Source organism: Anaerobacillus sp. 63XJN7_5_ISO-PGPR-S23-430 (assembly GCF_056173695.1).
Window position 1 is genome coordinate 3,432,703 of record NZ_CM149686.1, and the last position, 25,791, is coordinate 3,458,493.

The 25,791-nt window shown below is 39.5% G+C and carries 23 protein-coding genes and 1 riboswitch; of the genes, 4 read left to right on the plus strand and 19 right to left on the minus strand.

The genetic code is table 11. The features are described 5' to 3' along the window. Positions 1–12: 12 nt before the first annotated feature. Positions 13–381, plus strand: coding sequence for a MerR family transcriptional regulator (locus AC0VYJ_RS17960; RefSeq protein WP_226615160.1), 369 nt, complete (start codon positions 13–15; stop codon positions 379–381). A gap of 66 nt (positions 382–447) precedes the next feature. Here the strand turns inward: AC0VYJ_RS17960 and AC0VYJ_RS17965 are convergent, their stop codons facing one another. From AC0VYJ_RS17965 to AC0VYJ_RS17995, 7 genes are all read right to left on the minus strand, one after another. Next, positions 448–1,554 carry a glycerate kinase family protein gene (locus tag AC0VYJ_RS17965; RefSeq protein ID WP_475365795.1) on the minus strand — a complete coding sequence of 369 codons (1,107 nt, stop codon included), beginning with the start codon at positions 1,552–1,554 and terminating at the stop codon, positions 448–450. 16 nt (positions 1,555–1,570) lie between these two features. Next, entirely contained in the window at positions 1,571–4,186 is a 2,616-nt protein-coding gene (mngB, locus tag AC0VYJ_RS17970; RefSeq protein ID WP_475365796.1) for a mannosylglycerate hydrolase, read from the minus strand. Between the two features lie 22 nt (positions 4,187–4,208). After that, positions 4,209–6,152 carry a PTS 2-O-a-mannosyl-D-glycerate transporter subunit IIABC gene (gene mngA, locus AC0VYJ_RS17975; RefSeq protein WP_475365797.1) on the minus strand — a complete coding sequence of 648 codons (1,944 nt, stop codon included), beginning with the start codon at positions 6,150–6,152 and terminating at the stop codon, positions 4,209–4,211. Between the two features lie 119 nt (positions 6,153–6,271). Beyond that, positions 6,272–7,003, minus strand: coding sequence for a MurR/RpiR family transcriptional regulator (locus AC0VYJ_RS17980; RefSeq protein ID WP_194218874.1), 732 nt, complete (start codon positions 7,001–7,003; stop codon positions 6,272–6,274). 153 nt (positions 7,004–7,156) lie between these two features. After that, a complete protein-coding gene (gene proB, locus AC0VYJ_RS17985) occupies positions 7,157–8,251 on the minus strand; it encodes a glutamate 5-kinase (RefSeq protein WP_475365798.1) in 1,095 nt (364 codons plus the stop codon). Positions 8,252–8,410: 159 nt separating this feature from the next. Beyond that, complete coding sequence (locus tag AC0VYJ_RS17990; protein WP_194218872.1) at positions 8,411–9,448, minus strand: ribonucleotide-diphosphate reductase subunit beta; 1,038 nt, start codon at positions 9,446–9,448, stop codon at positions 8,411–8,413. 14 nt (positions 9,449–9,462) lie between these two features. Then, positions 9,463–11,694 (minus strand): ribonucleoside-diphosphate reductase subunit alpha, encoded by a 2,232-nt coding sequence (locus tag AC0VYJ_RS17995; protein WP_475365799.1) that lies wholly within the window; start codon positions 11,692–11,694, stop codon positions 9,463–9,465. Between the two features lie 136 nt (positions 11,695–11,830). Beyond that, positions 11,831–12,005: riboswitch (cobalamin riboswitch) on the minus strand. A gap of 220 nt (positions 12,006–12,225) precedes the next feature. Between AC0VYJ_RS17995 and AC0VYJ_RS18000 the strand changes: the two genes are divergently transcribed. Beyond that, positions 12,226–12,354: a hypothetical protein gene (locus AC0VYJ_RS18000; RefSeq protein ID WP_475365800.1), complete on the plus strand. Its 129-nt coding sequence runs from the start codon at positions 12,226–12,228 to the stop codon at positions 12,352–12,354. A gap of 8 nt (positions 12,355–12,362) precedes the next feature. Here AC0VYJ_RS18000 and AC0VYJ_RS18005 read toward each other — a convergent pair whose 3' ends face one another. The 4 genes from AC0VYJ_RS18005 to AC0VYJ_RS18020 form a co-directional block, all read right to left on the minus strand. Further along, entirely contained in the window at positions 12,363–13,733 is a 1,371-nt protein-coding gene (locus tag AC0VYJ_RS18005; RefSeq protein WP_475365801.1) for a sensor histidine kinase, read from the minus strand. After that, entirely contained in the window at positions 13,672–14,358 is a 687-nt protein-coding gene (locus AC0VYJ_RS18010) for a response regulator transcription factor (RefSeq protein WP_194218869.1), read from the minus strand. Before AC0VYJ_RS18010 ends, AC0VYJ_RS18005 begins: the two co-directional genes overlap by 62 nt. 146 nt (positions 14,359–14,504) lie before the next feature. After that, positions 14,505–15,035 carry a hypothetical protein gene (locus AC0VYJ_RS18015; RefSeq protein WP_226615170.1) on the minus strand — a complete coding sequence of 177 codons (531 nt, stop codon included), beginning with the start codon at positions 15,033–15,035 and terminating at the stop codon, positions 14,505–14,507. A 103-nt stretch (positions 15,036–15,138) separates the two neighbouring features. Beyond that, positions 15,139–16,224 carry a mechanosensitive ion channel family protein gene (locus AC0VYJ_RS18020; protein WP_475365802.1) on the minus strand — a complete coding sequence of 362 codons (1,086 nt, stop codon included), beginning with the start codon at positions 16,222–16,224 and terminating at the stop codon, positions 15,139–15,141. A gap of 172 nt (positions 16,225–16,396) precedes the next feature. Here AC0VYJ_RS18020 and AC0VYJ_RS18025 point away from each other — a divergent pair, with 172 nt between their 5' ends. Beyond that, positions 16,397–17,296: a DUF4349 domain-containing protein gene (locus tag AC0VYJ_RS18025; RefSeq protein ID WP_475365803.1), complete on the plus strand. Its 900-nt coding sequence runs from the start codon at positions 16,397–16,399 to the stop codon at positions 17,294–17,296. A gap of 11 nt (positions 17,297–17,307) precedes the next feature. Here AC0VYJ_RS18025 and AC0VYJ_RS18030 read toward each other — a convergent pair whose 3' ends face one another. From AC0VYJ_RS18030 to AC0VYJ_RS18050, 5 genes are read right to left on the minus strand one after another with little or no spacing between them, the layout of a single operon-like run. Next, complete coding sequence (locus AC0VYJ_RS18030) at positions 17,308–18,249, minus strand: ABC transporter permease (RefSeq protein WP_475367517.1); 942 nt, start codon at positions 18,247–18,249, stop codon at positions 17,308–17,310. Between the two features lies 1 nt (position 18,250). After that, positions 18,251–19,177: an ABC transporter ATP-binding protein gene (locus AC0VYJ_RS18035; RefSeq protein WP_475365804.1), complete on the minus strand. Its 927-nt coding sequence runs from the start codon at positions 19,175–19,177 to the stop codon at positions 18,251–18,253. Position 19,178: 1 nt separating this feature from the next. Beyond that, positions 19,179–19,877, minus strand: a complete 699-nt coding sequence (locus AC0VYJ_RS18040) for an ABC transporter ATP-binding protein (RefSeq protein ID WP_430244800.1) — start codon at positions 19,875–19,877, stop codon at positions 19,179–19,181. Then, positions 19,874–20,254: a GntR family transcriptional regulator gene (locus AC0VYJ_RS18045; protein ID WP_475365805.1), complete on the minus strand. Its 381-nt coding sequence runs from the start codon at positions 20,252–20,254 to the stop codon at positions 19,874–19,876. The genes AC0VYJ_RS18040 and AC0VYJ_RS18045 overlap by 4 nt, the downstream gene beginning before the upstream one ends. 3 nt (positions 20,255–20,257) lie before the next feature. Continuing rightward, positions 20,258–21,028 carry a hypothetical protein gene (locus AC0VYJ_RS18050; RefSeq protein ID WP_430244802.1) on the minus strand — a complete coding sequence of 257 codons (771 nt, stop codon included), beginning with the start codon at positions 21,026–21,028 and terminating at the stop codon, positions 20,258–20,260. A gap of 186 nt (positions 21,029–21,214) precedes the next feature. Between AC0VYJ_RS18050 and AC0VYJ_RS18055 the strand changes: the two genes are divergently transcribed. Further along, on the plus strand, positions 21,215–22,183 hold the full coding sequence (locus AC0VYJ_RS18055) for a class F sortase (RefSeq protein ID WP_430244804.1): 969 nt from the start codon (positions 21,215–21,217) through the stop codon (positions 22,181–22,183). 76 nt (positions 22,184–22,259) lie between these two features. Here AC0VYJ_RS18055 and AC0VYJ_RS18060 read toward each other — a convergent pair whose 3' ends face one another. The 3 genes from AC0VYJ_RS18060 to AC0VYJ_RS18070 all read right to left on the minus strand — a co-directional run bounded on the left by AC0VYJ_RS18060 (position 22,260) and on the right by AC0VYJ_RS18070 (position 25,649). After that, a complete protein-coding gene (locus AC0VYJ_RS18060) occupies positions 22,260–23,669 on the minus strand; it encodes an alanine/glycine:cation symporter family protein (RefSeq protein WP_226615179.1) in 1,410 nt (469 codons plus the stop codon). A 209-nt stretch (positions 23,670–23,878) separates the two neighbouring features. Then, positions 23,879–24,517, minus strand: coding sequence for an SDR family oxidoreductase (locus AC0VYJ_RS18065; protein ID WP_226615180.1), 639 nt, complete (start codon positions 24,515–24,517; stop codon positions 23,879–23,881). 82 nt (positions 24,518–24,599) lie between these two features. After that, on the minus strand, positions 24,600–25,649 hold the full coding sequence (locus AC0VYJ_RS18070; protein WP_475365806.1) for a GGDEF domain-containing protein: 1,050 nt from the start codon (positions 25,647–25,649) through the stop codon (positions 24,600–24,602). Between the last annotated feature and the right edge of the window lie 142 nt (positions 25,650–25,791).

Below are 25,791 nucleotides of genomic sequence, written 5' to 3' on the forward strand. Positions count from 1 at the left end.
AGAGGCGATTGAATGTACTCGATAAGTGAAATAGCCGAAAAGGTTGACATAAGTGCTCATACCCTTCGTTATTATGAAAAAGAAGGAATCATTGATCCTGTTCGTAATGATAGTGGTGTTAGACAATTCGACGAAAAGCACTTGCAATGGTTGCAATTTGTTAAGAAATTAAGAGAAACACAAATGCCCGTATCCCAGATCAAAGAATATACGCGGCTATTTCTAGAAGGAGAGCACACGGCGAATGCCCGTCTTAATCTTCTTGAAGAACACCAGCAGTATATTCGTGATCAAATTGAAACACTGCTCGCGACGGATGACATGTTAACAAAGAAGATTTCAACTTATAAAGAACTCATGAAGAAATCTTTAGTTAAATAATGGAGAGAAAAGCCCGATTCCTTTCTTGCGTTAGAAAGGAATCGGGCTTTGATCACTATTCATCGTTTACTTGTCTCTTTCGCTACTCCAAATGCGCATTACTTGTTCAGCTGAAAAAGCAAGTTGTGCTTTCGTGATGTCTGGTTTAAGCGCATTTTGTAATGAATGGCACCCCTGCTGTATCGAAACAACCCCCGTTAATTTCTCATATAAGTTATGCACTGGTTCAACGACCTGTCCTGCTAATGCAATGCAAGGAACACGATGCTTTTTGGCTAGTTCTCCAACACCAGCTGGTACTTTCCCATAAGCCGTTTGACGATCGATTTGCCCTTCACCAGTAAAGGCAATGTCCGCGACAGACAGCTTTTCCTCTACTTTTAAAAGTTGAAGCATCCACTTTATACCGGGTACATAAGTTGCACCAAGAGAATAGAGAGCTCCGCCAATTCCACCGGCGGCACCAGCACCTTTTAATCCTTCGGATATAGAAAGAAGGTCTGCCACTCTATGAAGGGCAGCATCGTAGGAGGGAATCTCTTCTTTCTTCATCCCTTTTTGTGGTCCAAAAACATAAGCCGCTCCACGTTCTCCTGCGTAAGAATTATCTACATCTGTCACCAAATAGAGGTTAGCGCTCAGCTTCGTGTTACTTTTACAGATCGTCATCGTATATTGCAAAGGGTTATGGAGGAGTGGCAGTTCTTTACCGGAGTGATCTAAACACGTATATCCAAGTGCTTGTAACATTCCAAGTCCTCCATCCGTTGTACCAGTCCCCCCGAGAAAAACGTAAATGTCACTTGCGTCTTTGGCCTCTGCATCCTGAATTAATTCACCGACACCGTAGCTTGTTAACCGTGAAGGTTTAAGTTCTTCAGAAGAGATCAAGTGCAATCCAACTGCTTCAGCTGATTCAATATAAGCAGTTTGACCCGCTCGATAATACCGAGCATCCCTTAACTTCCCGTCTAGCTGATGAATCTCCGCCGTCTCGAACTGTCCGGGAATTGCCTGGATTGCCTCCAGTGACCCTTCTCCTCCATCTGCCACAGGAATAACTTCAACGAAACTATTTGGGAAGACTCTCTTAACACCTACCTTAACCGCTTCACCTGCATCCTTCGAGGAAAGAGAACCTTTGAATGAGTCCATTGCAATCAATACATTCATTTCTCCACCTCCCTGGCTATTGAATCAAGAAGCTCTTCACCTGACTAGGTAAAAACAAAATGTTGGATTCTTTGTGTTGATTATCAACCCTAACTTCATTTAAATTCGCTTCCCCCACTTTATGAATAGCGGGATGATCTAACCTAATCGTTTGATTTTGACGAGAAGGATTATAGTATCGAATGATGAAAGCATCTTCAGATTCAGCCTTTTTCAACGTACTCATCACTAGCTCTGTTTCTTCAAAAGAAAACAAACTGAATTCAGAAGGAACTTGAACGTTTTCTTGATTTAACTTCATTGCATTATGCGGGATTTTGTTATACGAAAGAAAAGGGCTGACATATCTTTTCACACGTTGGGCTACTTTAGCTGCATCTCGATTTCCTTCCACATAAGCGAATCCAAAGTCAAAGGTATATTCGCCAAGCATTTGTGAATCAGGTGTTGGTAATTTGATTCCTGATGGACGTCCTGGTCGTCGAACAAGTTCTTCCTTTCCAAGAACCCCAACACTTCTAAATAACGTAAGCGCAATAGTGTCATAGGAGTCTCCGATAATCTCATATTCTCGAACGCTTTTCGTCATGACAAACGCGCTCTTCTCCTGATCCTCAAGACCCACATAACTAAGGAAAGGATAAATCGCATCCGGTCGTTCATCCCAACCTTCTGACTCCCAAACCGCCATTCCATCATCGATAACGTTACGATCAATTGTACCAAATTGTTGATCTGCAAAAGAAAAAGAACTGGATATATTTGTTGGAACTAAGACGCGGATCCGGTGATCTTTCACATTATTTTTAACTTTACATGAAACTTCGATCGCATTCCCTTCAATTGGAATCGATAGCTCAATATGGAGATCTAAGGTTTCCATGCGCCCATCATCTTGCTTTCTCGCTTCAAGATCCGCCGGTACAATCCATTGATAAGCGATCTTAACATGATGAGTATGAGGTGTTGACTGTAAACTGATTTGAGCATCAGTTATTTCCTCAGCACTAAAGCGTGGTATTTCTCCTTCTAAAGGAGAGAAATCATATTCATCACCATCATCCCCAACATTCTCAAGTCCAAGAACGCCTTTATGAGTTTGACCAGTCTGTTTATCAGTTAGTGATAACGTACCGTTTTGCTCAAACTGAATCGAGTAAGCAACCGTTTCAACGGAGCGATGGTTTTCTCTTGGAAGTGCTAGCTGATAATCGTTTGTTTCAACTACATAGTAAGTGTGATATCCGATACCAGGAAGTTGGGTTTTCACTTCAATTGTAAATTCTACAAACGGATCATAGTTCCCGTAATGTACGATTTGACGGTCAATTAAACCGGGATCAATCATTTCTGTAGAAAGAATCTGGTATTCAAGTTCTTCTCCACGATCATCCATGAGTGTAAACGAACTAAATTTTGTTGTTACTGTCGTAGTTATCACATCCGCACGCGCTTCAGGAAGAAGATTAAAGAAAACAAGACGATCCTCTTTCCGATCTGTATTTATGTGGTCTGTAATTTTCCGTTTGTAGAAATCAATCAAGCGATCAGCACGTTCTTCAGCATTCTTGAAGCGCGCCATAATTTCCGAATGAACTTTATCAGAACAGCAACATCCGATACTATCATGTGCATGGTTTTTCATAATTTCTTTCCATATCGGCTCAATTAAACCGTGATGATACTCAAATCCTAATTTGTATGCGAGTGATGCTAAAGGTTCTAGATGATTCGTAAGTTTATTCTCGATACGTGTATTGGCCGCTTTAATATCCGCACGCGTCGAATAAATGCTCCGGTGGACGCGCTGGTATTTACCGTGAAGAAACTCTCCGTAAATCTCATCAAGACCTTCATTTTTTTCGATTTTTTCGAGTAAGTCCTCATACCTGCTTAAGAAAAACTCTCTATCTGGATAAAGTTTTTTCAATACCGAGATTACTTCATATATGTTTTGCTGGATAGGCATCTGGTCATGTCCATTTGGAAGGAGCACATCTTCGCCTGTAGCGCCTCGATCGAGCACAGTAAAGTATTTATCCATTCTTTTTTGTAATGCAGCTTCTTCTTCAGGTAGATACTTCCCAATGGCATAACCGAGCGGCATAAGTTGTACAAGAACACTTGACTCCCCAGGAGCAGTCCAATAAAATTCGGTTTTATCCGTACCGTGATTCTCAGAAGTTCCTCTCCAGAAAATCGAATATTTAATATCAAACCCATTTAGAATTTGCGGCATCTGAGCAGATTGTCCAAAAGAATCAGGGAGATAGCCAATTTTCATTGGCTCACCAAATTCTGCGCTATCTTTCATACCGTAATAAAGATTTCGTACAATGGACTCTCCCCCAACCACCATCTCGTCCGTCTGCGTGTACCATGGGCCAATAATCAACTTACCTGCTTGAACAAGTTTCTTCACGCGTTCTCTTTGCTCCGGACGAATTTCAAAGAAATCCTCTAAGATCGCTGTCTGTCCATCTAGTACATAATAAGGATAATCAGGATCGTTTTCTAATCTTGTTAATATTTCTTCCATATTATTCACGAGTAAGATACGTGATTCTTCTGTAGAAAAATACCATTCTCGATCCCAGTGCATGTGAGGAACGATGTGGACGTTTTTTGTCATAGCTGCTCACCTCATTCAAAAATTATGCTGCTTGTTGCTTTAATGCTTTTTCATATCCATATTTTTTGATCTTTTGTTTTCTCGTTAAAATAAGAAGTACAGTTGAAATGGCTGCACCAATTACGGCGGCACCAAACCAAATGATTGCATTCATAATCCCGCCCGTTCCTCCTTGAAGGAGAGCAAGTGAAAAAATACCTGCACCTGGAACATTCAAACCAATGTTAGCCACTGAAATAATCGCTCCAGTAACAGCTGATCCTGCTACTAGTGAAGGAATAACGCGTAAAGGGTCATTTATCATAAACGGGATTGCTCCCTCAGTAATTCCAGCTAGACCAAGAATCCACGTTTGTTTCCCAACGGCTTTTTCACTTTGACTAAACGATTTACTCGCAATGATAGTAGCTGCAGTAACCGAGAAGGCTGATACCATTTTGACTGAAGCGAAAGTGGCATAAGGAATGAAGTTACCACTAGCCATGGCTCCAATACAGAATGTGTATGCGGCTTTATTTACTGGACCGCCTAAATCAAAGGATACAAAGCCTCCAATTAAAGCTCCTAGAATAATCGCATTCGTTCCTGTCATACCATCAAGCCAGTTAAGTAGCGTTTCATTTAACCACGTAACAGGCTCGCCAACTACAAATAACATAATTAAAATGGTGATAAGAGAACCTAGCACCGGATACACCCAAAAACTTACAAAACCTGCAAAAGTACCACTAGGCTTAATTTTTTGCTTCATGTATTTCAGTAGATAACCAGCAAGGAAACCACCAAGCATCCCACCAAGGAATCCACTACCAATCATATTGGCTGCGACACCAGCTGCAAATCCAGGTCCGAGACCAGGTTTATCCGCGATGGAGTATGCCATGTAGGCAGCAAGAATTGGAACCATTAGTGTGCTAAGTAACAGTCCACCTAACGTTTTAACCTGGAATAACCACGATCCCTCGGTTGCTAGCACATCTTCTAACCCAAATCCCTGCGCAATAAGTGTGGCAAATGCTGAAATCATTCCACCTGCGACAATGATTGGAATAATGTAAGAGATCCCCGTTAAAATCGAATCCTTTATTTCAGTTTTAAAAGGTTTGTTATCTTCATCTTCAGTCATATCATCTAAATGCTCCGTGTTTGAAGTAGAAGATTGTTTCCTTTGAAGGACTTTTTCAATTAAACCTTTGCCATCTTTCATAGGTGAAGCGACATTCGTTTTCACAGTTGCTAAGTGTTTGAAGCGTTCTTGATCCTTTACAGCTACATCATTTGCGAAAATTACGCCTACTGCTTCACTTAAGTCTTTCTTTGAATGACGACCTTCAATACCATTCGCACCTTGCTTCTCTACTTTCATTCTTACATTCATTTCTTTTGCAGCCTTCATTAAAGCCTCTGCTGCCATATAAGTATGAGCAATCCCTGCTGGACAGGCCGTAACACCTAGCACAAGCGGTCGAGTCTCCTTACTTGTGACTTCTTCCTCTTGCGGTTTATCTTCAGCGTCACCAAGAGCCTCATATAACTCATTTGCTGTTTTCATTTTGACTAATTGATCTTTATAAGTTGAATCCGATAGGCGTGTGACTAACTCTGCTAAGAGGGAGACATGCGTTGATCCTGCTTCTGCTTCAGGAATAGCTAGAAGAAAGACCAAATCTACCTCGTTAGTCGGATCAACACTTTCCCAATCTTCTATTGGTTTACTTACCGTCGCTACAGCGAAGGCTGCCTCTTTCACACCTTTTGATTTACCGTGCGGAATCGCAAGTCCACCTTCAAAACCTGTCGGTGAAAGCTTCTCTCGTTCTAACACAGCGTTGAAGTATTGATCTCTATCTGATAGCTTTCCTGCTACTTCCAGTGCTTCAGTTAATGATTCAATCGCTTCACGTTTTGTAGCGTAATTTTGATTTATCTTAATTAAATCGAGAGAAGTGACGTTTTGTAGATTCATTTTTTTACCTCCCCATCAAGTAATCGCTTACAAATTCATCATAATTGTTTTAAAGGTTCGGATCGCCATTTTGTTAGCGCATTCACAAAAACTATTAGAAATAGATAAGCTCTGTGTATTTATACACAGAGCTTACGGTAAGATTCAACTAATAACCGAGCAATCATGGCCATAGGAACGAAATTTGTAGTGTTATAGCCTTTTGTCTCTTCTTTTGGAGCGTAACAATATAGCATTAAATCAGCTAGCTCAGTTAAGCTACTTTCGCCAATATGACTCATTCCAATGATTCTAGCTCCTTGATTTTTCGCATATTTCCCAAGATCAAGAGTTTGCTCTGTTTCTCCTGATTGACTTAGCAGAATGACAACGTCTTTCTTAGTAAAACGTTGTAAGGATGCCATATTCTCATGCCGGTGTTCAGAAAAAGTAACATCTTTATGAAATGGCTTAATGTTCATCACAATTAATTCACTTATATAAGAATGTGCTCCCGCCCCAAACACTAGGAGACGTTGAGAATGATGAATCCACTCACTAGCCAATTGAATCAATCGCTTATCTGTTAATTCCATCGTTCGTTCCATTTCATATTGAAAAGACGGACTTTTTGTTTCTTTCGTGGCCATTTCATCTTTCAATCTAAGTTTCAATTGCGTAAATCCTTCATACTCCAATTTCTTCATAAGTCTCATAACAGAATTCGGTACTGTATGAGTTTGCTGGGCAAGATGTTGCACTGACATGTTGACAACATCCGATCGATTTTGGAGAATGTATTGAATAATTTGATCTTCGAGATCCGTTAATTGGAATTCAAATTTACGATATCGATCTGCTAAAGATAACATGCTATACCAGTCCTTCAGTTAGATTAGTAGCTCTATTCTACCATCCTTTACTATTATGTACTAAAGCCATATGTTTTTTTGTATCGTCGATTTTTACTTCGAAGAAAGAGATGCGCCCTCATTCCATCTTCGGACACATCTCTTCTTTTTTTCTTATGACCTCATCATCTCTGACACCCATTGATCTCTATGAATGACTTCAACTGTGGCGTTCTCATTCTCGTGATCTTGAATCACGTTCTCCAAGAAAGCAGATGAATATCGAACCTGTCCTTTTCCTAGTTTTCCATTCTTTCCGAGTACTTCCACAACATCTCCAACCTCAAAAGAGCCAACTACTTGCTTGATTCCGCCATAAAGCAAGCTCTTGCCATTTAAAACAATCGCTTTTTCTGCACCCTCATCAATATAAAGCTGACCTGATACGTGAGAGTGCATCGCAATCCATTGTTTTTTAATCGGGAAAGATGTTGCTTTCTCTCGACTGATATAAGTTCCATCTCCGACACCAGAGAGAATTCGAAGTAACTTTTCGCTGCCTGTTTCATGACCAATAAAAACTCGAACGCTCAGGTTTAAAGCTGTCTTTGCTGCGATTAGCTTTGATTTCATGCCCCCAGTTCCAGCACTCGAACCAGCTCCCCCTGCTTGCCCAATCATCTTGTCGCTAATTTCAGTGATAGAATGAAACTTGATCGCATCAGGGTTAGTTGTTGGGTTGGAATCATATATACCGTTCACATCCGTCAAAATGATCAACTCATTTGCATGAACAAGTCCACTTACAAGAGCTGAAAGCATATCGTTATCACCAAACTTTAACTCTTCCGTTGAAACCGTATCATTTTCATTAATAATCGGCATGACCCCTCTTGCCAGCAATTCAGAAAGCGTATCAAACGCATTTTTGTATCGTTCTTGATTCGAGAAATCGGGGCGTGTTAAAAGAATTTGAGCGACTGAAATGTTTCGCTGATTGAATTCCTCGATATAAGATTTAATAAGTAAACTTTGTCCAAGAGCGGCTGCAGCCTGCTTTCCTTTTAACGTGACGGGTCTTGCTGGATATCCAAGTTCTTTAAAACCTGCCGCAACTGCTCCTGAAGAAACAAGAAGTACTTCATGTCCTTCCTGACGAAGTAATGTGAGGGCGTTAACATGATCAATGAGCTTAACTAGATCAATTTCTCCCTTACCGTTTGTTAATGAACTGCTCCCAATCTTAACAACAATTCGCTTCTTTCTCATGTTACATCTCCTTATATGAATACGTTCTTTCACGTTAAAGTACAAAATGATTTTAAGTATCTTACCACAAAATTTCTTTTTTGTCGTACATTACTTTCACTCTTAATGTCTAAAAAAAAAGATCAACTCATTATTTGAGTTGACCTTTCTCTCATTTCTTTATAAATCATCAAACCCATTATCATCAGACACTTTTGTATACTGACGTGATTTCTGTTCGAAGAAATCACTTTTCCCAGCGTTCACATCCGCGTAGGCTTTGATCCACCGCATAGGGTTCTCTCGGTGACCTTCAAATGGGCGTTCGATACCAAGCTGATTGACGCGATTGTTTGCCATAAATTTAATGTAGTCATTGAGTTCGTTCATTGTAATACCAGGGAATCGATTACCAATAATGTATTCTCCCCATTTCATCTCAAGCTCAGCAGCTTCACGAAATGTATTCGTGATGAAATCATGATTTTCTTTCGTATTCAGTTCAGGATGCTCATTGAATAATTCTTTCACTATATTAACGAACAACGTCACATGCAGCTGCTCATCGCGGTTAATATAGTTAATCATTGTTGAGGTAGACACCATCTTTTGATTTCGAGCAAGGTTATAAAAGAAAGCGAACCCGGCGTAGAAGAAAAGTCCTTCAAGAATAATGTCATAAACAATCGATTCAAAAAACGTTTGTGGTGTTGGATTTTTAACAAATGCTTCATAACCAGAAGCAATAAATTGGTTTCGTTCTAAGAGCACGTCATCATGCTTCCAATATTCAAAAATGCGGTCTTGCTCATTTTTATTTACAATGGAAGAAAGTACATAGCTATATGACTGATTATGTACAACTTCCTGGAACGAAAGCACCTGCATGAGCGCAGAAAGGCTTGAATCTGTTAAATAATCCGCAACCTTACTTGAATAATCAGTTTGAATCGAATCTAGGAAGGCAAGAAGGCCAATAATTTTCTTAAACGTATCTTGCTCATCTTCGCTTAATGCTTCCCATTGCTTCACGTCGTTCGACATATTAATTTCAAACGGAGTCCAAAAGTTTCCTAACATATTTTTGTACATAGGATATGCCCAGCTAAAACGGACATCATCCCAATTTAAAACGTTTGAGCTTTCCCCATTGATAATTCCAGTCGAGCTATTTGGTGCGGAGACATCGTATAGCTTTCTTTGTTGAATCGTAGTCAATTCCAATTCCTCCTTTAGCTTGCGCAACTTTCACAGTCGTCAATATCTACAGATGTACTTCGTGTATAGTAGGTTGTTTTCAAACCTTTTCTCCAGGCTGTTATATGAATGTTCAGTAAGTCTTTCGCTTTTACAGTACTTTGCACATAGATATTAAACGATATTGATTGGTCCACATGACGCTGTCTGGCTGCATTCTGCTCAATACTCCAAAGCTGATCAATGTGATAAGCCGATTTGTAATACCAGGTCGTTTCAGGTGAAAGATCAGGCGCTGTAACAGGAATTTTATAGTTCTTCTTTTCCTCAGAGTATTCTTTTTGAAAAATCGGATCGATTGATGCTGTTGATCCGGCTATTAAACTTGTTGAACTGTTAGGGGCAACCGCTAAAAGATAGGCGTTTCTGACACCATTCGTTTGGACCCTTTCCTTAAGGGACTGCCATTTTTCACTAACGTAACCTCGTTGATTAAAGTACTCCCCATTTTGCCAATCAGAGCCTTCAAAGAGAGAGTAGCTTCCTTTTTCAACGGCAAGCTCATGACTTGCCTGTATCGTTAAATAATTGATTGTTTCATATAGTTCGTCCGCATAGTCTGCCGCTTCATGACTTTCCCAGACAATCTCTTTTTTCGCAAGGAGGTGATGCCAACCAAACGTTCCAAGACCAATGCTTCTATACTTCTCATTCGTTAACTGGGCTTGAGGCACTTCGATCGTATTAATATCGATCACGTTATCCAGCATTCTTACTTGAATTGGAATTAATCGCTCTAGTGCATTAGCTGTAACCGCACGCCCAAGATTAATACTTGATAGATTACAAACGACATAGTCACCAGGCGTTTTCGTAATGATAATCTTACCGTCTTTCGTGAATTCCTCTTCAACGGTCGTTGCACTCATATTTTGCATAATTTCCGTACAAAGATTGGAAGCATAGATCATACCAGCATGCTTATTCGGATTCGCTCGATTCACCGTATCTCGATAGAACATATAAGGCGTCCCAGTTTCCAATTGTGATTTCATGACTCGCTTCATAATCTCAATAGCCGGCACGGTTTTTCTTGAAAGCTCAGGATGGTTCACACATTGCCTATATTTCATACGAAACTCTCCTGATCCTTTTTCTTTGTCATACACATCTTCTAGTGAAAAGCCCATCACCTGGCGTACTTCATGAGGATCAAATAAATGCCAGTCTCCACGGTCTTCCACTGCTTCCATAAAGATATCTGGAATACAAAGACCCGTGAAAAGATCATGTGTCCTCATTCGTTCGTCTCCGTTATTAAGCTTGGCATCAAGAAATTCGAAAACATCCTTATGCCAGACATCAAGATAAACAGCAACAGCACCTTGACGCTGTCCTAGCTGGTCTACGCTCACAGCTGTATTGTTTAATTGCTTCATCCACGGTAAAACCCCAGATGAATTTCCTTTAAACCCTTTAATATCACTACCACGAGAACGAATTTTCCCGAGATATGCTCCAATTCCTCCACCATTTTTCGAAACGGTCGCTACATCTGTATTGCTGTCATAGATTCCTCTAAGACTGTCATCCACCGTATCGATAAAGCATGAGCTTAGCTGTCCATAGCTTTTTCCTGCATTTGAAAGAGTAGGCGTTGCTACTGTCATATATAAATTAGATAGCGCCCAATACGCTTCTTCAATTAGATTTAATCTCTTATCTTTTGGTTCATTTACCATGAGCGTCATAGCAATGACTAGAAAGCGCTCTTGAGGTAATTCATACACATTCTTATCATGATCTGTAGCTAGATAGCGGTCTGCGAGCGTTCGTAGTCCGATGTATGTAAACAAACGATCTCTTGATGGCTCGATTAACTTAGCAACTTGCCCTACTTCATTCTTGGAATAAGACTGAAGGAGTGCCTTGTTATAAATCCCTTCATCTGTCAGCTGTTGAAGAAGGCGATAGAAGCTTCCCCCACCATATACCTCTTTCTCAGAACGATGTGAAAGAGATTTACGATAGAGCGAATGAAGATGAAAAGCTGCTGCCACATAAGTCCAGTCAGGTTCTGTTGCGCTGATTCGTTCAAGGGCATTTAAAACTAGAATGTTACCAACCTCTTCTTGCGTTGATTCTTCTGAAATACCATCAATTGTTTTTTCAATAAAACTCTCACTAGCAAGTGACGGGTACTCATCTAGGAGCGTTCTTACTTCCTCCATCATTTTTGTTACTGTCATTTCTGCTACAGTACTCATATACCTCTCTCCTTTATCCATCCAAAATAAAAAGCTCACTCTCGGAAGAGTGAGCCTGGAGAAAACGACAACGTATAAATGGACATACTCGTACATTTACCCTGCCATTTCTCACCCTCAACCCCCGAAGAATAGAAACGTTTTTGACTATACGGCAGGTCTACTGGCTTGTGCTTCTTCCTTGGCAAGCCTTCCCGGAATTAACTCCAGTGGTTTCTTGCCTCGTCCACACGACAGTTGCGGGGACAGCTCCGGATTCGACCGGATTCCCTATTAAGTCGTTCTACGACACCGTATACTCAATTATTAAATTACGTACATTTTACCCATATATAGTATTCCAAACATTTATATATCACTAAATATTGATAACTCCATCTTACATGATGCTTTAATTTAGCACAAGCTTTATTGTTACATTGACTTAGATTTATTTCAACTCTAAAGACACTCACCTATCACTTTCAACCTGCTCATGCATATATTGTTGATACCTAAAAAAGTTTCCTGAAGGAAAGAAAGGTGAGTATGATGAAAAGATCATCTTCGGTTAATTTTAAGAAATTGGCTGGCTATACACAACTCTGTCAGAAATTCGGTATTTTGAGTGAACAAGAAAGCAAAGAAATTCTACAAAAGTTAAGTGAGCATAAAACATAAAGTTCTAACTACGATTGAAAAGGAATCGAGATCACGATCCTTCCTCCCTTTTTATTGTCTTCGGCGTAAATGTTACCATTATGCTTTTCTACTATTGTTTTCGTAATCGATAGACCAATGCCAGAACCTGACTTGTCACCTGTATAAAATCGTTCAAAAACGCGCTCTGGATTCTCGCCAAAGCCTTTACCATCATCTTCAACCTCAATATAAACTTGACGATTATCTTGGTGGACATGTACTTCTATAACGGATGAAGCGAATCGAAGGGCATTACCGAAAATATTCATAAAAGCTTGCTTCATTTTATCACTGTCCATCTTAAGGTCTATGGTATGATCAATGTCATACCTTACCTCTATTTGCCGTTGATGTGCAAGTGGTTTTACCACAGTGATGACTTCCATCAACACGTGATGAAGATCGACTACTTCATAAGTAAAAGATTCATCTACTGTTTCTAACCTAGTTAAATAAGAAATGTCCTGCACGATCTTTTTTAAACGCTGCGTTTCTTTCACGATCACTTCAAGACTATACTCGACGTCCTGTCCTACGATTACTTCATCTAGAATCCCTTCCGCATTCCCTTGAATGGCCATTAGAGGTGTTTTTAATTCATGAGACGCATTTTGAAGGAATTCCTTCTGATCAAAATCATTTTTTCGAAGTTGCTCCGTTAGTTCTTGAAATGTCTTAGCAAGTTCATTGATTTCATCCTTTGTTTTAAGCGTCAACGGGGGTTGTTCCTTGCGCATCGTAAATTCCCTCATGTGATTGGCAAGTAATCGAGTTGGCCCCGCTATTCCTTTCTGCATAATAGCAGCAAGGAGCACGGCAACAGCAGCAGATACTAAAAGACTAACAGCCTGTGATTGCTGAATAATCCGATTGAAACCTTCAAGACTTTCTACCTTCGTAAATAGCACAATACTGCCAACTTGCTCTCGTGAAAGACTAATTGGCACTTCCTCTGTAACATATAATTTTCCTTTGTTTTCTTCATAATCAATTCGAACCACTTCATCGACATTCGAATAAATTGCCTTCTCGTTTGCATTATAAATTATAAATTGAGATGAGATTAAATTGCCTGCCATTTCAATTCTTCTGCGATCAAGTAACCCATTAGGTGGATTTTCGCCCTTCCACTGTCGATCTTCGAGCATCTGACTAATTTGCAATCCCTCTTTTTGCAGCTGTTCTCTCGTTTCGCGCACAAGATATTCTTGAAATAAATATTGAAATGAAATAGTAGTAATAAGCAGAATAACAACAATAAGAACGATATAACTAAGAAACAATTTGGTACCGATATTAAACTTCTTCATCGATTTTATAGCCGTACCCCCAAACTGTTGCAATCTTCGCTTGCGCATTTGCATCTGACATCTTTTTACGTAGCCTTTTCACAAGGTCATCAATAATCCTACCATCACCTACATATTGATAACCCCAAATGGCTTCAATTAATCTCTCTCTTGTAAACGGTTGTCCTGGATGTTGGAGGAGATAGGCGAGCACATCGTACTCTTTCGGCGTTAAAGGCATTTCTTCCTCATTCACTAATAACAGTCGTTTTTTCTTATTTAAACGTACGTTCTGAACAGTAATTTCTTGTGAAGAATGGTTTTTCTCTAGGCGATTCATCCGTTTGAATAGATTCTTAATACGCACAACAAGTTCTCTAGGGCTAAAAGGTTTCGTTAAGTAATCATCAGCGCCAAGTTCAAGGCCTAGTATCCGATCAAGCTCTTCATCTCTTGCGGAAACAACGATAACGGGAATGTAAGAATACTTTCTTAACCGTCGAAGGAGTTCAAGTCCATCAACATTTGGCATCATAATATCTAATACTAATAAATCGGGTTCAATTGTCTCTAGAGCACTTAACACTTCTGCCCCATCTGTAAAGGTTGAGACAATAAACCCTTCTTTTTTTAAATACTTCTCTAAAATATCACGTATATTTTGTTCATCATCTATCACAAAAACGTGCTGCATCTCTCTCAACTCCGTTCCCTTTTCACATCTTAGACGAAATGTGCTTTTCATACTCTTTATATTATCCTAGCCTTATCTGACAGTAAATCAGCCGCATGTCTTCAAAACATACGAAAGAGATAGGGGGCCCCTATCTCTCGCTAAGATTAGCTAAGTTTTTCAATCAGCTGATCAAGTATATCATTTTTTTGTTTCACAATTTCTTGAGCCTGCTCTCGCTTGGCTTCCATCTCTTCGCGCATTTCTTCTCTTGCGGCTTTCTCTTCGTCGGTTAACTCTGGACGCTCTCCACTTTCTTCAAGTTCCTGCTTCTTAGACTCTCTCTCTTCATGAGCAGCCTGTGCTTCATCATGCATCGCATCAAGCTGTGAGTTTAGATCAGCAAGCTCTTTCTGAAGCTCATCGACACCTTCAACACTAGAAGCATCCTGATCAAGCAAAAGGTCGATTAATTGATCTTTTTTCTCAGCAGTTGCCATTTTCAGTTCGCGATCTAGAGAGCGGTCTTCGAAGTGACCTCTTTTCCCATGATGTCCTCTAGGACCTGCCATCTCCTGGGTTTGCCCTACTGTTTGCTCTTCTATTTCAGTTGACTCGTCATCTGCCGCATTAACATTTGCTCCAGCTATCCCCCCAGCTAAAACCATAGAGGCAACACCAATCATCCATTTGTTCATCTTCATCAATCTCCCTTCATAGGTATGTTCTTACAATACCTATTATGGACAACAACTTACGAAGAAATTTGTAAGAATGATGTGAAAATGATGTGAGTTTGCTTTATCTCTTTTTTAATTGGTCGATCACTTTAGCATCCAAACTACGTACATGCAAATCACGCTGTGGAAACGGTATCTCAACGTTGTGATCTGCAAGAATTCGGTTAATGCGGAAGTTTAAATTACTCTTCGTTTCTACCGCTGCTTTTGGTGACGAGATCCAAATGAATAGTTGAAAATCAAGTGATGAATCACCAAAACCAAGGAAATTCACAAAAGGAGGAGGAGTCTCAAGCACATACATGGAATTTTCTTTCTCTTCCACAGCTACTTGAAGCAATAGCGATCTCACAAGCTCCACATCTGAACCGTATGCCACCCCTATTGGTAAAACGAGGCGCAATCTTGAGTCTCCATAAGAGTGGTTCACAACCTGCTCTTCGATAAAATACGAATTTGGCATAATAATCCGTTCATTGTCTAGTGTTCGAATAATCGTGGCACGCATGTTAATTTTTTCAATGTCTCCAATAACATCGTTTATGATCACTCGATCACCTACTTTAATTGGTCTTTCAAATAAAATAATTAAACCAGAAATAAAGTTATTTGCGATGTTCTGCATTCCAAAACCGATTCCAACCCCAAGTACTCCTGCAAAGACCGTTAAAGCACTTAGATCAATCCCGACTGTCGTTAAACTAATAACGACCGCTATCACCATCAATGTGTAATGAAAAACACGATTGAACGTAAATTGCAAGCCTGTATCCAGGCTGTATCGATCATAAAGCGGAGGCATAAGAAAGGAAGTTGCAATCTTTGAAAATCGATTTGCAAGAGTAATGATAAATAGTGCAATTAATATAAGAAACAACGAGATTTCAACACTACCAATTGCAAATAATTGACTAAACATCCAACTGTTATCGGAAAAATAAAATAAAACAAATAGCAGGATGGCATACCCTGTTGTCCAATTTATAAATGAGAGGAAAGCTGGTCGAATACCGTTTGGGTAATTCTCCTCTTTGTCTCGTTTTGTCAGCCATAATTTGATCAGAAATCGAATCAGGAATAGACCTAGTATTACAGAAATTGTAATAACTATGTCTATAATGTTCGCATTTTCTAAAATTGAATGCACAAAAGGCAACCCCTTTTTTATTCAGTTATCCTTTATCATATCATGGAAATTGTAACCTCCGCAGGTCTTAAACCGTCTAATTCATTGAGAAACCTCTAATCGAACCAAAAATCGAGATAACAACAATTTAAGCTAACATAGCTAAAAATAAAAACGAAGCGGGGACATACTTATGCGAAGATGGATCCTTCTTATCTGTACATCAATTCTTTTACTAGCAGGATGTAGTTCTAATAATGGAAGCTTTTCAAATGAAAGTAGCGATATAGCTACTTCAACTGATCAATCCACAGATGAAAACCAGGGAGGAAATGAGAGAGATGAAGAAAAAAATTCATCTTCTATAGAAAAATCAGAAACGCCTGCCTTACAGCAAGATCGCAAGGTAATCTTCAATGCAAACCTTTCCTTAACAGTTGAAGATTTACCTAAGGCTACTGCCAAAATCAAAGATCTAACTAGAACTTATAAAGGTTATGTTGTCGAAGAAAGTATTGCTTCAGAAGAAGATTCTCTTTTTGGATCAATGACCGTACGCATACCCCAACCTGAATTTGACTCTTATCTCAATGAAGTTGAAGGGCTTGGGAAAGGAGCTCCTCAAAAATCGATATCCGGAACCGATGTCACCGAAAACTACGTTGATCTTACCTCAAGGCTGAAAGCAAAGGAAGCTGTTCAAAAACGACTGGAATCATTCCTTAACGAAGCAACCAAAACAGAAGATCTGTTAGCTATATCTAATGAGCTTTCCCGTGTACAGGAAGAGGTCGAACAGCTGAAAGGTCAACTAAATTACCTCAATAACCAAAGTGAATATTCGACTGTTACGATTTCACTCGAGCAGCAGAAAATCATTGTTCCTTCTATTGATAAGAATGAATTTCAAACGCTAACAGAGGCAAAAAAAATGCTAATGACAACTGTAAATGGGCTCCTTTCCTTTTTCTCCACAGCGGCTGTACTCTTGATTGGTCTCTCACCTATTTTGGTCCCGCTCATTCTTATAGGATTATTTTTCTTGTATAGAAAGCGAAAAAAGAAGAATCAAAAAGCCGATCAGCATACCTGATCGGCTTTTCCTTATGATGCTACATCACGTTTCGTGAATAGTAGCCATGACAATGACAAGAACAAAACAAAGTAGACGAGAAGCATGGTCAACGAGAAACCGAGCGTCATACTTTCAATTATAGGTGAACCATCGAAATAAACACTTAAGTCCGTATTGGCAAAGAGGATATACTTCACCCAATCGTATTGACTAAGAATAAAAGTAAGTTGGCTCCCTGTAAACATAAGGAATATAGCTAATCCAATCGCAAGAGAGGAACTTCTAAAGATACTCGATAGCATGAAAGCAAATGTTACCATCATAAGCAAATTCACACTGGCAAGTGCATATTCAACAATATAATGAATGGCCATACTCGTTTCGGCCACTTCCCCACCTGAATAAGTTAGGTATGGTTGATCGACTGCACTAAAACCAAGGAATAACCCGCCGATAATAAAAGAAGAAATGTATAAGATGACGAGAGAAAATAGCGCAAATAATAGCGTTGAAATAAATTTAGAAGCAAGAATTTTCGTGCGTGAAGCAGGTCGGATCAACAATAACTTAATGGTTCCCCACGAATATTCACTCGCTATAACACCTGCGCCGATAATAATCGTAAAGATGGAAATTAAACTCACAATGCCAGTTGAACTATCCATAAAACTCCATATTGAATCACTTTCTAAAGGGGGAATATCATTCTCTAACCGATATTCATTTATCGCAATAGAACGTTCCTGACTGTCTTTAAAGGCTTTGGGCATTCCCTCTGAATCTTTTAGCGTTTGTTCTGCCTGTTGGATCGCATTTTCAGAATCAGTGCGCCAGTTCGTAGTCTCATCACTTACATTCATATTAGTAAAAATGCCTGCTACAAGTACGGCTGCCACCACAAGTCCGATCATCACCCACGTTCCAACTCTTCTATAAATCTTCATGTTTTCATTTTGTATTAAATGTAGCATACTAGACAACTTGCTCACCCCCAGTTACTTCCAGAAACACATCTTCTAACGTTTTCACAGAGGATTGAATACCGTATACGCGGACGCCCTTTTCCACGAGAACAGCTGTTACCTCCGGAATAAGCTCATGTTCTATTTTAATCGTCAACTTACGCTCCGATTTTTCCATCTCACAATCAGGGAAATTTGCTTTAACAGCGTGAACCGCGTGTTCTACTGGATCGACTTCAAATGAAACCATAACGGCGTGATTATTTTGAACAAAGTCATTCACTCGCTGCACATCGACCATTTTTCCGGCCTGAATAATGCCAATTCGATCACACATGAGTTCGATTTCGGATAATAAATGACTAGAAACAACTACAGCAACATTTTCTTCTCTTGCAAGCGTTCGTAAATATTGTCTGATTTCTCGAATACCCGCGGGGTCTAGTCCGTTTGTTGGCTCGTCTAGAATGAGTAGCTTAGGTCGGTGTAGCAGTGCCTGGGCAAGTCCAAGACGCTGTCGCATTCCAAGTGAATATCCCTTCACTTTTTCATTGATACGACCTTGGAGTCCAACCAATTGAATGACTTCTTGAATGCGTTCTTTTGAAACACCTTTAACCATTCGAGCATAATGAACAAGGTTTTGGTACCCAGTCAAAAATTTGTACATTTCAGGATTTTCAACAATCGCTCCTACTTTTACAATCGCATTCTCGTAATCTGTTTTAATACTGCTTCCATCAATGAGAACTTCGCCTTCCGTCATTCTCATTAGCCCAACCATCATCCGAATTGTTGTTGTTTTTCCTGCTCCATTCGGCCCCAGAAAACCAAACACTTCACCTGGGTATACATCAAATGAAAGTTGATCAATGATTGTTTTCTTTCCAATTACTTTTGTTAAATCTCGAATCTGAACAACTGGTTTTACAGCCATTTTACCCCTCCTCTTGATACAACTTTTTCAACCACTCCACTATTCTCATACGATCTCGCTCGCGAATGGTTTCAACATCTTCGAGCGCGAGAACCTTACCATTTCGAATCGCAATAACCGTTTCAAGTAATGGTTCGATTTCCGTTACTTCATGTGTCGTGATGATTACCGTTTGTTTTTCTAAGTCGATAAAAGAAAGTAAACTTTTCACAATTGAATCTCGCACCATCGGATCAAGACCTGATAACGGCTCATCCATCAGAATAATAGGTACATCTCTCGCAAGGGTAAGAGCAATCTTCAATCTCCCACGATTTCCTTTAGATAAATGCTTCACCTTTTGATCTTGATCCACTTCCATAAATTTAACAATATCGTGGGCCTTTTCAAGATTAAAATCGCTAAATTGACTTGCAAAAAAGCGGATTGTCTCTTTCACTGTGAAGAATGAATAGTAAGCGTCTAACTCTGATAAATAAGCAACTTTATTTGCCGAACGCCTCGAAACTTGTTCTTCGTTAAGCATTACTTTGCCTTCACTAGGCACTACAAGACCTGCGATTATCTTCATGAAAGTAGATTTCCCACTACCATTGGAGCCAACAAGGCCAATGATTTTCCCTTCAGGAATTCTTACGTTCACATCTGATAGAGCTTGTTTTCTAAGATAACGTTTAGATACGTTCTCGAATGTAATCATGATTGATTCTCCTTTTCGTTCGTAACGTAAGTTCGAATACCTTCAATCATATCTTCTCGAGAAAATCCCATTTGCTTCATTTCATCAATGAAATTCTGGATGTGGTTAATCTTGAGCTGTTCTCGAAGTTCGGTCAGTCTTTCTTTTTGCTCCGTTACAAACGTCCCTTGCCCTCGTTTCGTCTCCACAACCTCCATCCTCTCCAGTTCATTGTAAGTTCTCGACACTGTATTTGGATTTACGCCTGATTGAATGGCCATATCCCTTACAGAAGGAAGCTTTTCACCAGTTTTTCGTTCCCCTTTAATAATCTCCCAGCTAATGCGGTCCACTAGCTGCAGGTAAATCGGCTTTGAGGGATTAAATTCTTCTCCCATCCCTTACACCTCCACTTTTCGATCAAGTACCCAGCATGTCATTATGAAAACAAGGATGATAGTAATGAGATCAAATATTACATTCCCAATTGCAAACGGAAATGTTGAAACGGTTAATTCAAATGCCTGCTGACTAACCTCCATATTTAACGGTGACGGTAGCTCCACATACCCCCACTCGATCATCACTTCATAAAGACGAGTCCCACTCAACCATGAACCAAACCAACTGATAAAACCAACAATTAAGAGAATAAGAAGAAGTGCCCACTTGCCGATATACGTTTTCAGAACTTGATACAAAGTCCAATAGAAGATTAGCCAAACCCCCATATAGACTGATCCTGTAATAATAACGGTGAGAAAATAAAATCCGAACAGCCACACATTATCAATTGGAAGTTGAATGAGGCTAGGTTCAAGGTTATAAGCTAGAAGAGATAAACTACTGACAATACCAATAGATAGCAGTAATGCTAATAACCCATTTAGCAATTTAGCTCCGAGTAAACGAGCTCCTGATTGTGGATTGTGTAGCCAGAGGTGTAAGTTCCTTCCTTCAGTGTTCAGACTAATTAATAAATAGAGTGGCAAAAAGAAGACGTGCATCGCCGTTAGTACGGCTCCAATAATAGCTGTTAAATAAGGGATTTCCCATCTTGCAGAGGCAAGAAAAAATCCAATCATTACTAGTAAATCAAACGCTGTAACGCCTAATAGAAGGGCTCTTGAAACACGAAATTCCTTTCGTAATAACCCACTCCAATTCTTCATGATATAGTTCCCCCTCAATGTGTTGGTGTATTAGTTACATAGTACACCAGTACTTTGGAATGGTCAATATTTTTATTTTCAATTTCACAAAAAAATGATCCATTTGAATATTGATTTCGTTAGCTATATAAGAGTATAGTCAATAAAAAATGCTAAGATATAACTTAAGTAAAAGAGGTGAAGAACGTGAAAAAAGTCTTATTGCTCGTAGTTGGTGCGATTATTTGGCTCGTACTCGCAGGGTACAATAACTACGCTGAACCCGTAACGAATACAGCCGTTGAAAAAGAACAAACGAATGCTGCGTTAGAGTTAGAAGAGATAGAGAAACCAGATGTGCTATCAGACGAATTTCTTCTTCTTGATGATCAGAAGAAGAAAATCGAAGAAGCCAAAGAATCCCAAAACGTTCAAGAGGGAATGGAGCCTGTACAAGTAGAGATTCCTGCAATCGATGTTAAAGCTCCCGTTGAAAATGTCGGTATATTAGAAAATGGACAAATGGGTGTTCCCGAGGACATCAACAAAGTTGGTTGGTTTGAACCTGGCTTTAAACCAGGAACAAAAGGAAATGCTGTCTTAGCTGGGCACGTAGATAGTAAAACAGGACCGGCTATTTTCTTTTATCTTGAGAAGCTTTCAAAAGGTGACGAAATTATTTTGACTGATAAAGAGGGGGAAAAAATGACATTCGTTGTCACTGGTAAAGAACGATATCCTTACAACGACTCTCCTATCGAAAAAATATTCGGAACAACTGATTCACGCACGTTGAATCTTATTACGTGTGTTGGAACATTTAATCGCTCAAAAGGAACACATGAGGAGAGACTTGTTGTTTCTACAGAGTTAAAGGAAGATCCGAGTAAAGAGAAAAAAGAAGTAGATCCTAACGAAGTTCCAGATGCTCCAACAAACCTTAGCGTTAGTGGGAATTTCTTATCATGGCATGCTGTTCGCGACGAAAATGTTGTAGGATACCGCATTTACAAAGCTGACGCATACGGTGTTTATAAGCAAATTGAGAGCATTTCTAACCTTGAACGTAAGAGCTTCTCAGATCCCGACGCTTCAACCTCCTCATACTATGTAACTTCTGTAAATATATTTGGAAACGAATCAGCTCCATCTAAAAAAATGACTCCTGAGAAATAACAAAAGCGCGGCTGGATTTTTTCCAGCTGCGCTTTAGTTTCATTAAATGAAGAAAATGTCTCTATACATCAAATGATTAACTCGCTTTTTTCATTTGAGATTCTACAAGATAACGATTAAAATAATCATCTGTTTCGCTTCGTATGACTTTATAAAGTAATAATAACGCAATTAAGTTTGGAATCATCATCAAAGCATTTGCCATATCCGCAAAAGCCCAAACAGTAGTCAGGTTCGCAACTGTACCAACAAAGCATGCCAATACATATACTGCTCCATAATAAATGGTTACTTTCGTACCAACTAGGTATTCAAAGCATTTATAACCATATACGTACCAACCAATAATGGTTGAGAACCCAAAGAAAATAACGGAGAAAGTTACAATATACTCTCCGATCAGACCGAGACTTGAACCAAATGCAGCCGTAGTCAAAGCACCTGCTTCTAGATTCGGATCATGCACGACTCCCGACAGGTCTCCTCCCGTTGGGTCCCAAAATCCAGAGATAAGGAGCACAAGGGCTGTCATTGTACAAACAATGATCGTTACGATAAACGTACCAGTCATGGCTACGAGAGCCTGTTTCACTGGATGATCGGCTTTCGCATTACCAGCAATAAGGGCAGCCGTACCAAGTCCTGCTTCGTTCGAGAAAATCCCTTTGGAAACTCCTGATTTTACAGCTTCCATTACAATAACACCTGAAAATCCTCCTACCGCCGATATAGGTGAAAAGGCATATGTAAAAATCAGCTTCATAGCTGGGATAACAGCATCTATGTTAATGACGATAATAATGAGTGCACCAACTACGTAGAGAACCGCCATAATCGGAACAAAGAAACCTGCAACAGAACTAATTCGCTTTACGCCACCGAAGATGATGAGCGAAGTAAGTGCAGCAAGGATAATCCCAGTTACCCATCCATCAATTTGGAAGCTTTCATCAACAACACTTGCGATTGTATTTGATTGTACGCTATTTCCGATTCCGAGTGAGGCAATCGCTCCAAATAAAGCGAACGAGATAGCGAGCCACTTCCATTTTGACCCTAGTCCCTTTTCGACATAATACATCGGCCCTCCGGCATACTCTCCGTTATCATTTTTCACACGATATTTCATCGCAAGCAAAGCTTCTCCATACTTCGTTGCCATTCCAACAAGACCTACAATCCACATCCAGAAAATCGCACCTGGACCCCCAATTGTAATCGCTGTAGCAACTCCTGCAATATTACCATTTCCTATCGTGGCAGCTAATGCTGTCATCAGAGCTTTATAGTTACTAACGTCACCTTCAGCACTGCTATCCTCTTCTTTTTCTTTTGAGAATGCTAATTTGAAAGCATATCCCAGCTTTCGAAACTGCAGTCCTTTCAGAATAAATGTGAGAAAGACACCTGTCCCAAATAATAAAATTAGGCTTGGTGCTCCCCAAAGAACTCCATTAATTTTCTCTAGCCAATCTAAGATGTTCATTCTCTCTCTACTCCTTTGTGTTAACGCTTTCATGCACTGACCTTTACCACATTATCATTTGTAAGCTTGAAGCGCAATTCCCACCTTTAAATTTGGGGAAATAGTCACTATTCAATTTTTACTATAGCCCATTAAGAAATTCAATTAGTAACTTTCTCCAACGTAAAAGAGAGACTTAACATAAGTTAAGTCTCTCTAGATAACTGCTCTTACAATTGACCGATGGCATCACTTATCGATTGATCACCATTTAAAACTTCAAATGTTCGGTTAAACGTATGCTTGTTCTCCAAGACTTCAGTAAGAACAGCAGCCACATCTTCACGTGGTATTTCACCAGATTTATCTTCAAGTGTTTCGGCTGCTCTAATTTGTCCTGTTCCAGGCTCATTTGAAAGACTACCTGGACGAAGAATAGTATAAGTTAAGTTTGTTGCTTTCAAGTGCTCATCGGCACGTTTCTTCGCATGTAAATAAGGCTTCATATTATCTGGACCTTTTTCAGGATAATCAGATCCAACAGTACTTAGCATGACAAAGCGTTTAATTCCTTGTTGCTTCGCTTCATCAACTGCTTTAATCGCACCTTCCTGGTCAATCATAATGGTTTTATCTGCGCCAGTGTGCGGTCCTGAACCTGCAGCGAAGATAACCGCTTCACATCCGTACAGCGCTTGTGAGAAATCTTTTTCAAGATCGCCAAGCACGGTTTTACCGCCTGCATCTTCAATCGCCTTAACTTGATCTGTATCGCGAATCATACCAACTGGCTCATGACCGCGTTCTGCTAATTTTGTAATTAAATGTGTTCCTACTTGTCCGTTTGCTCCAATAACGAGTACTTTCATGACAATTCGTCCTCCTTTAAAATCCTTAACACTTGTTATATTCCGCAAATTCATCTTTTTAAACCAACGAATGTGCAAAATGCTAAAAGCATACTTCGTTTCGCCCATTTTTCTTCGCTCTGTAAAGAGACTTGTCTGCTCGTTCAACGGATGCCATTAATGGTTTTTCAAGATCGAGTTCAGCTAATCCAATTGAAACAGAAACATCCTTTATTTCGTCTCCCATCTCGGTCATAAATCGCTGCTTACTTAAATTGTGCTGCAAATCCTTCATGCGATCATATGCCTCATCTTTCGTTGATGCTTCAAGCATGACAATAAACTCTTCTCCTCCGTATCGTGCAACGAGCCAATTATCGCTTTGATCTGAAAGGAACATTGCAAATTCAGCCAAAACGCGATCCCCGTTAAGATGACCATATTTATCATTAATTTGCTTAAAAAAATCAAGATCAAGCATGGCTACCATTTTTATCAAATGAGTCTCCTGAGCTTTCGCTTTCTTTAGAAAACTTCTCAGATTAAGTAATCCGGTCAGAGAGTCGTGTTCAGCATAAAAGCGAAGTTGCTGACTCATCTCAAGATTATTAGTGCTCATTTGAATAAAGAAATACATAATTAGGGCAGATAGCTGAAAGGAGATAAACCGTATTAAATAAGAATAGAGCGTGATGTCTTCTGAAATGATATAGCCAACGATCGCATCTGAAATAAACCAGATGCCAACAAAATAAAAAAACAGCTTCAAATATGTGAGGTTTCGAAAAAGCTTCTGTCGTACTAGCATTGTTACAACTGTTGGGATTAACAAGGTGAAAAAGATCTCTAAGTAAATAAAGTCACCTGGAAAAGCGAATCGAGCTAGTGTAATGATTATGAGCACGGGAATGCCATATTGATACCCATGGTACAGAATTAGTATTACCATAGGAATGGTTCGTAAATCATATAGATACCCGTCTAACGATACCGGCAACATATAAAGGAAAATAATACCGATTGCCACAATGAATATGTGCGCGACAGCGACAACCTGACTCGGCCACCGCTTCTGAAAGGCAAGATAGTATACGCTTTGGATGCATAGGTGCATAAATAATAAGATGGAAAAGTTCGCTAATAAAGATTGCATCTGCCGTGTCACTTCCATAATGGTTATTTTTTAATCATTCTTACTTATAGATTTTACACCTATCTTAGCATTTTTTGGAAAATAATAGAACGTTATTATCCTATGTATTATGAATAAAACCAAGTATCCCTCTTTCTAGAGA

Excerpts from the sequence above, each read along its gene's own strand:
- AC0VYJ_RS17980 (WP_194218874.1), bottom strand. The coding sequence starts at position 7,003 with ATGTTATCTTTAGCAGATCGATATCGTAAATTTGAATTCCAATTAACG.
- AC0VYJ_RS18060 (WP_226615179.1), bottom strand. The coding sequence starts at position 23,669 with ATGAACATCTTAGATTGGCTAGAGAAAATTAATGGAGTTCTTTGGGGA.
- AC0VYJ_RS18045 (WP_475365805.1), bottom strand. The coding sequence starts at position 20,254 with ATGGGAGAAGAATTTAATCCCTCAAAGCCGATTTACCTGCAGCTAGTG.
- AC0VYJ_RS18050 (WP_430244802.1), bottom strand. The coding sequence starts at position 21,028 with ATGAAGAATTGGAGTGGGTTATTACGAAAGGAATTTCGTGTTTCAAGA.
- mngA (WP_475365797.1), bottom strand. The coding sequence starts at position 6,152 with ATGAATCTACAAAACGTCACTTCTCTCGATTTAATTAAGATAAATCAA.
- AC0VYJ_RS18015 (WP_226615170.1), bottom strand. The coding sequence starts at position 15,035 with ATGAACAAATGGATGATTGGTGTTGCCTCTATGGTTTTAGCTGGGGGG.
- AC0VYJ_RS18000 (WP_475365800.1), top strand. The coding sequence starts at position 12,226 with ATGAAAAGATCATCTTCGGTTAATTTTAAGAAATTGGCTGGCTATACA.
- AC0VYJ_RS17965 (WP_475365795.1), bottom strand. The coding sequence starts at position 1,554 with ATGAATGTATTGATTGCAATGGACTCATTCAAAGGTTCTCTTTCCTCG.
- AC0VYJ_RS17995 (WP_475365799.1), bottom strand. The coding sequence starts at position 11,694 with ATGAGTACTGTAGCAGAAATGACAGTAACAAAAATGATGGAGGAAGTA.
- mngB (WP_475365796.1), bottom strand. The coding sequence starts at position 4,186 with ATGACAAAAAACGTCCACATCGTTCCTCACATGCACTGGGATCGAGAA.
- AC0VYJ_RS18040 (WP_430244800.1), bottom strand. The coding sequence starts at position 19,877 with ATGATTACATTCGAGAACGTATCTAAACGTTATCTTAGAAAACAAGCT.
- AC0VYJ_RS18025 (WP_475365803.1), top strand. The coding sequence starts at position 16,397 with ATGCGAAGATGGATCCTTCTTATCTGTACATCAATTCTTTTACTAGCA.
- AC0VYJ_RS18035 (WP_475365804.1), bottom strand. The coding sequence starts at position 19,177 with ATGGCTGTAAAACCAGTTGTTCAGATTCGAGATTTAACAAAAGTAATT.
- AC0VYJ_RS18030 (WP_475367517.1), bottom strand. The coding sequence starts at position 18,249 with ATGCTACATTTAATACAAAATGAAAACATGAAGATTTATAGAAGAGTT.
- AC0VYJ_RS18070 (WP_475365806.1), bottom strand. The coding sequence starts at position 25,649 with ATGCAATCTTTATTAGCGAACTTTTCCATCTTATTATTTATGCACCTA.
- AC0VYJ_RS18065 (WP_226615180.1), bottom strand. The coding sequence starts at position 24,517 with ATGAAAGTACTCGTTATTGGAGCAAACGGACAAGTAGGAACACATTTA.
- AC0VYJ_RS18005 (WP_475365801.1), bottom strand. The coding sequence starts at position 13,733 with ATGCGCAAGCGAAGATTGCAACAGTTTGGGGGTACGGCTATAAAATCG.
- AC0VYJ_RS17960 (WP_226615160.1), top strand. The coding sequence starts at position 13 with ATGTACTCGATAAGTGAAATAGCCGAAAAGGTTGACATAAGTGCTCAT.
- proB (WP_475365798.1), bottom strand. The coding sequence starts at position 8,251 with ATGAGAAAGAAGCGAATTGTTGTTAAGATTGGGAGCAGTTCATTAACA.
- AC0VYJ_RS18010 (WP_194218869.1), bottom strand. The coding sequence starts at position 14,358 with ATGCAGCACGTTTTTGTGATAGATGATGAACAAAATATACGTGATATT.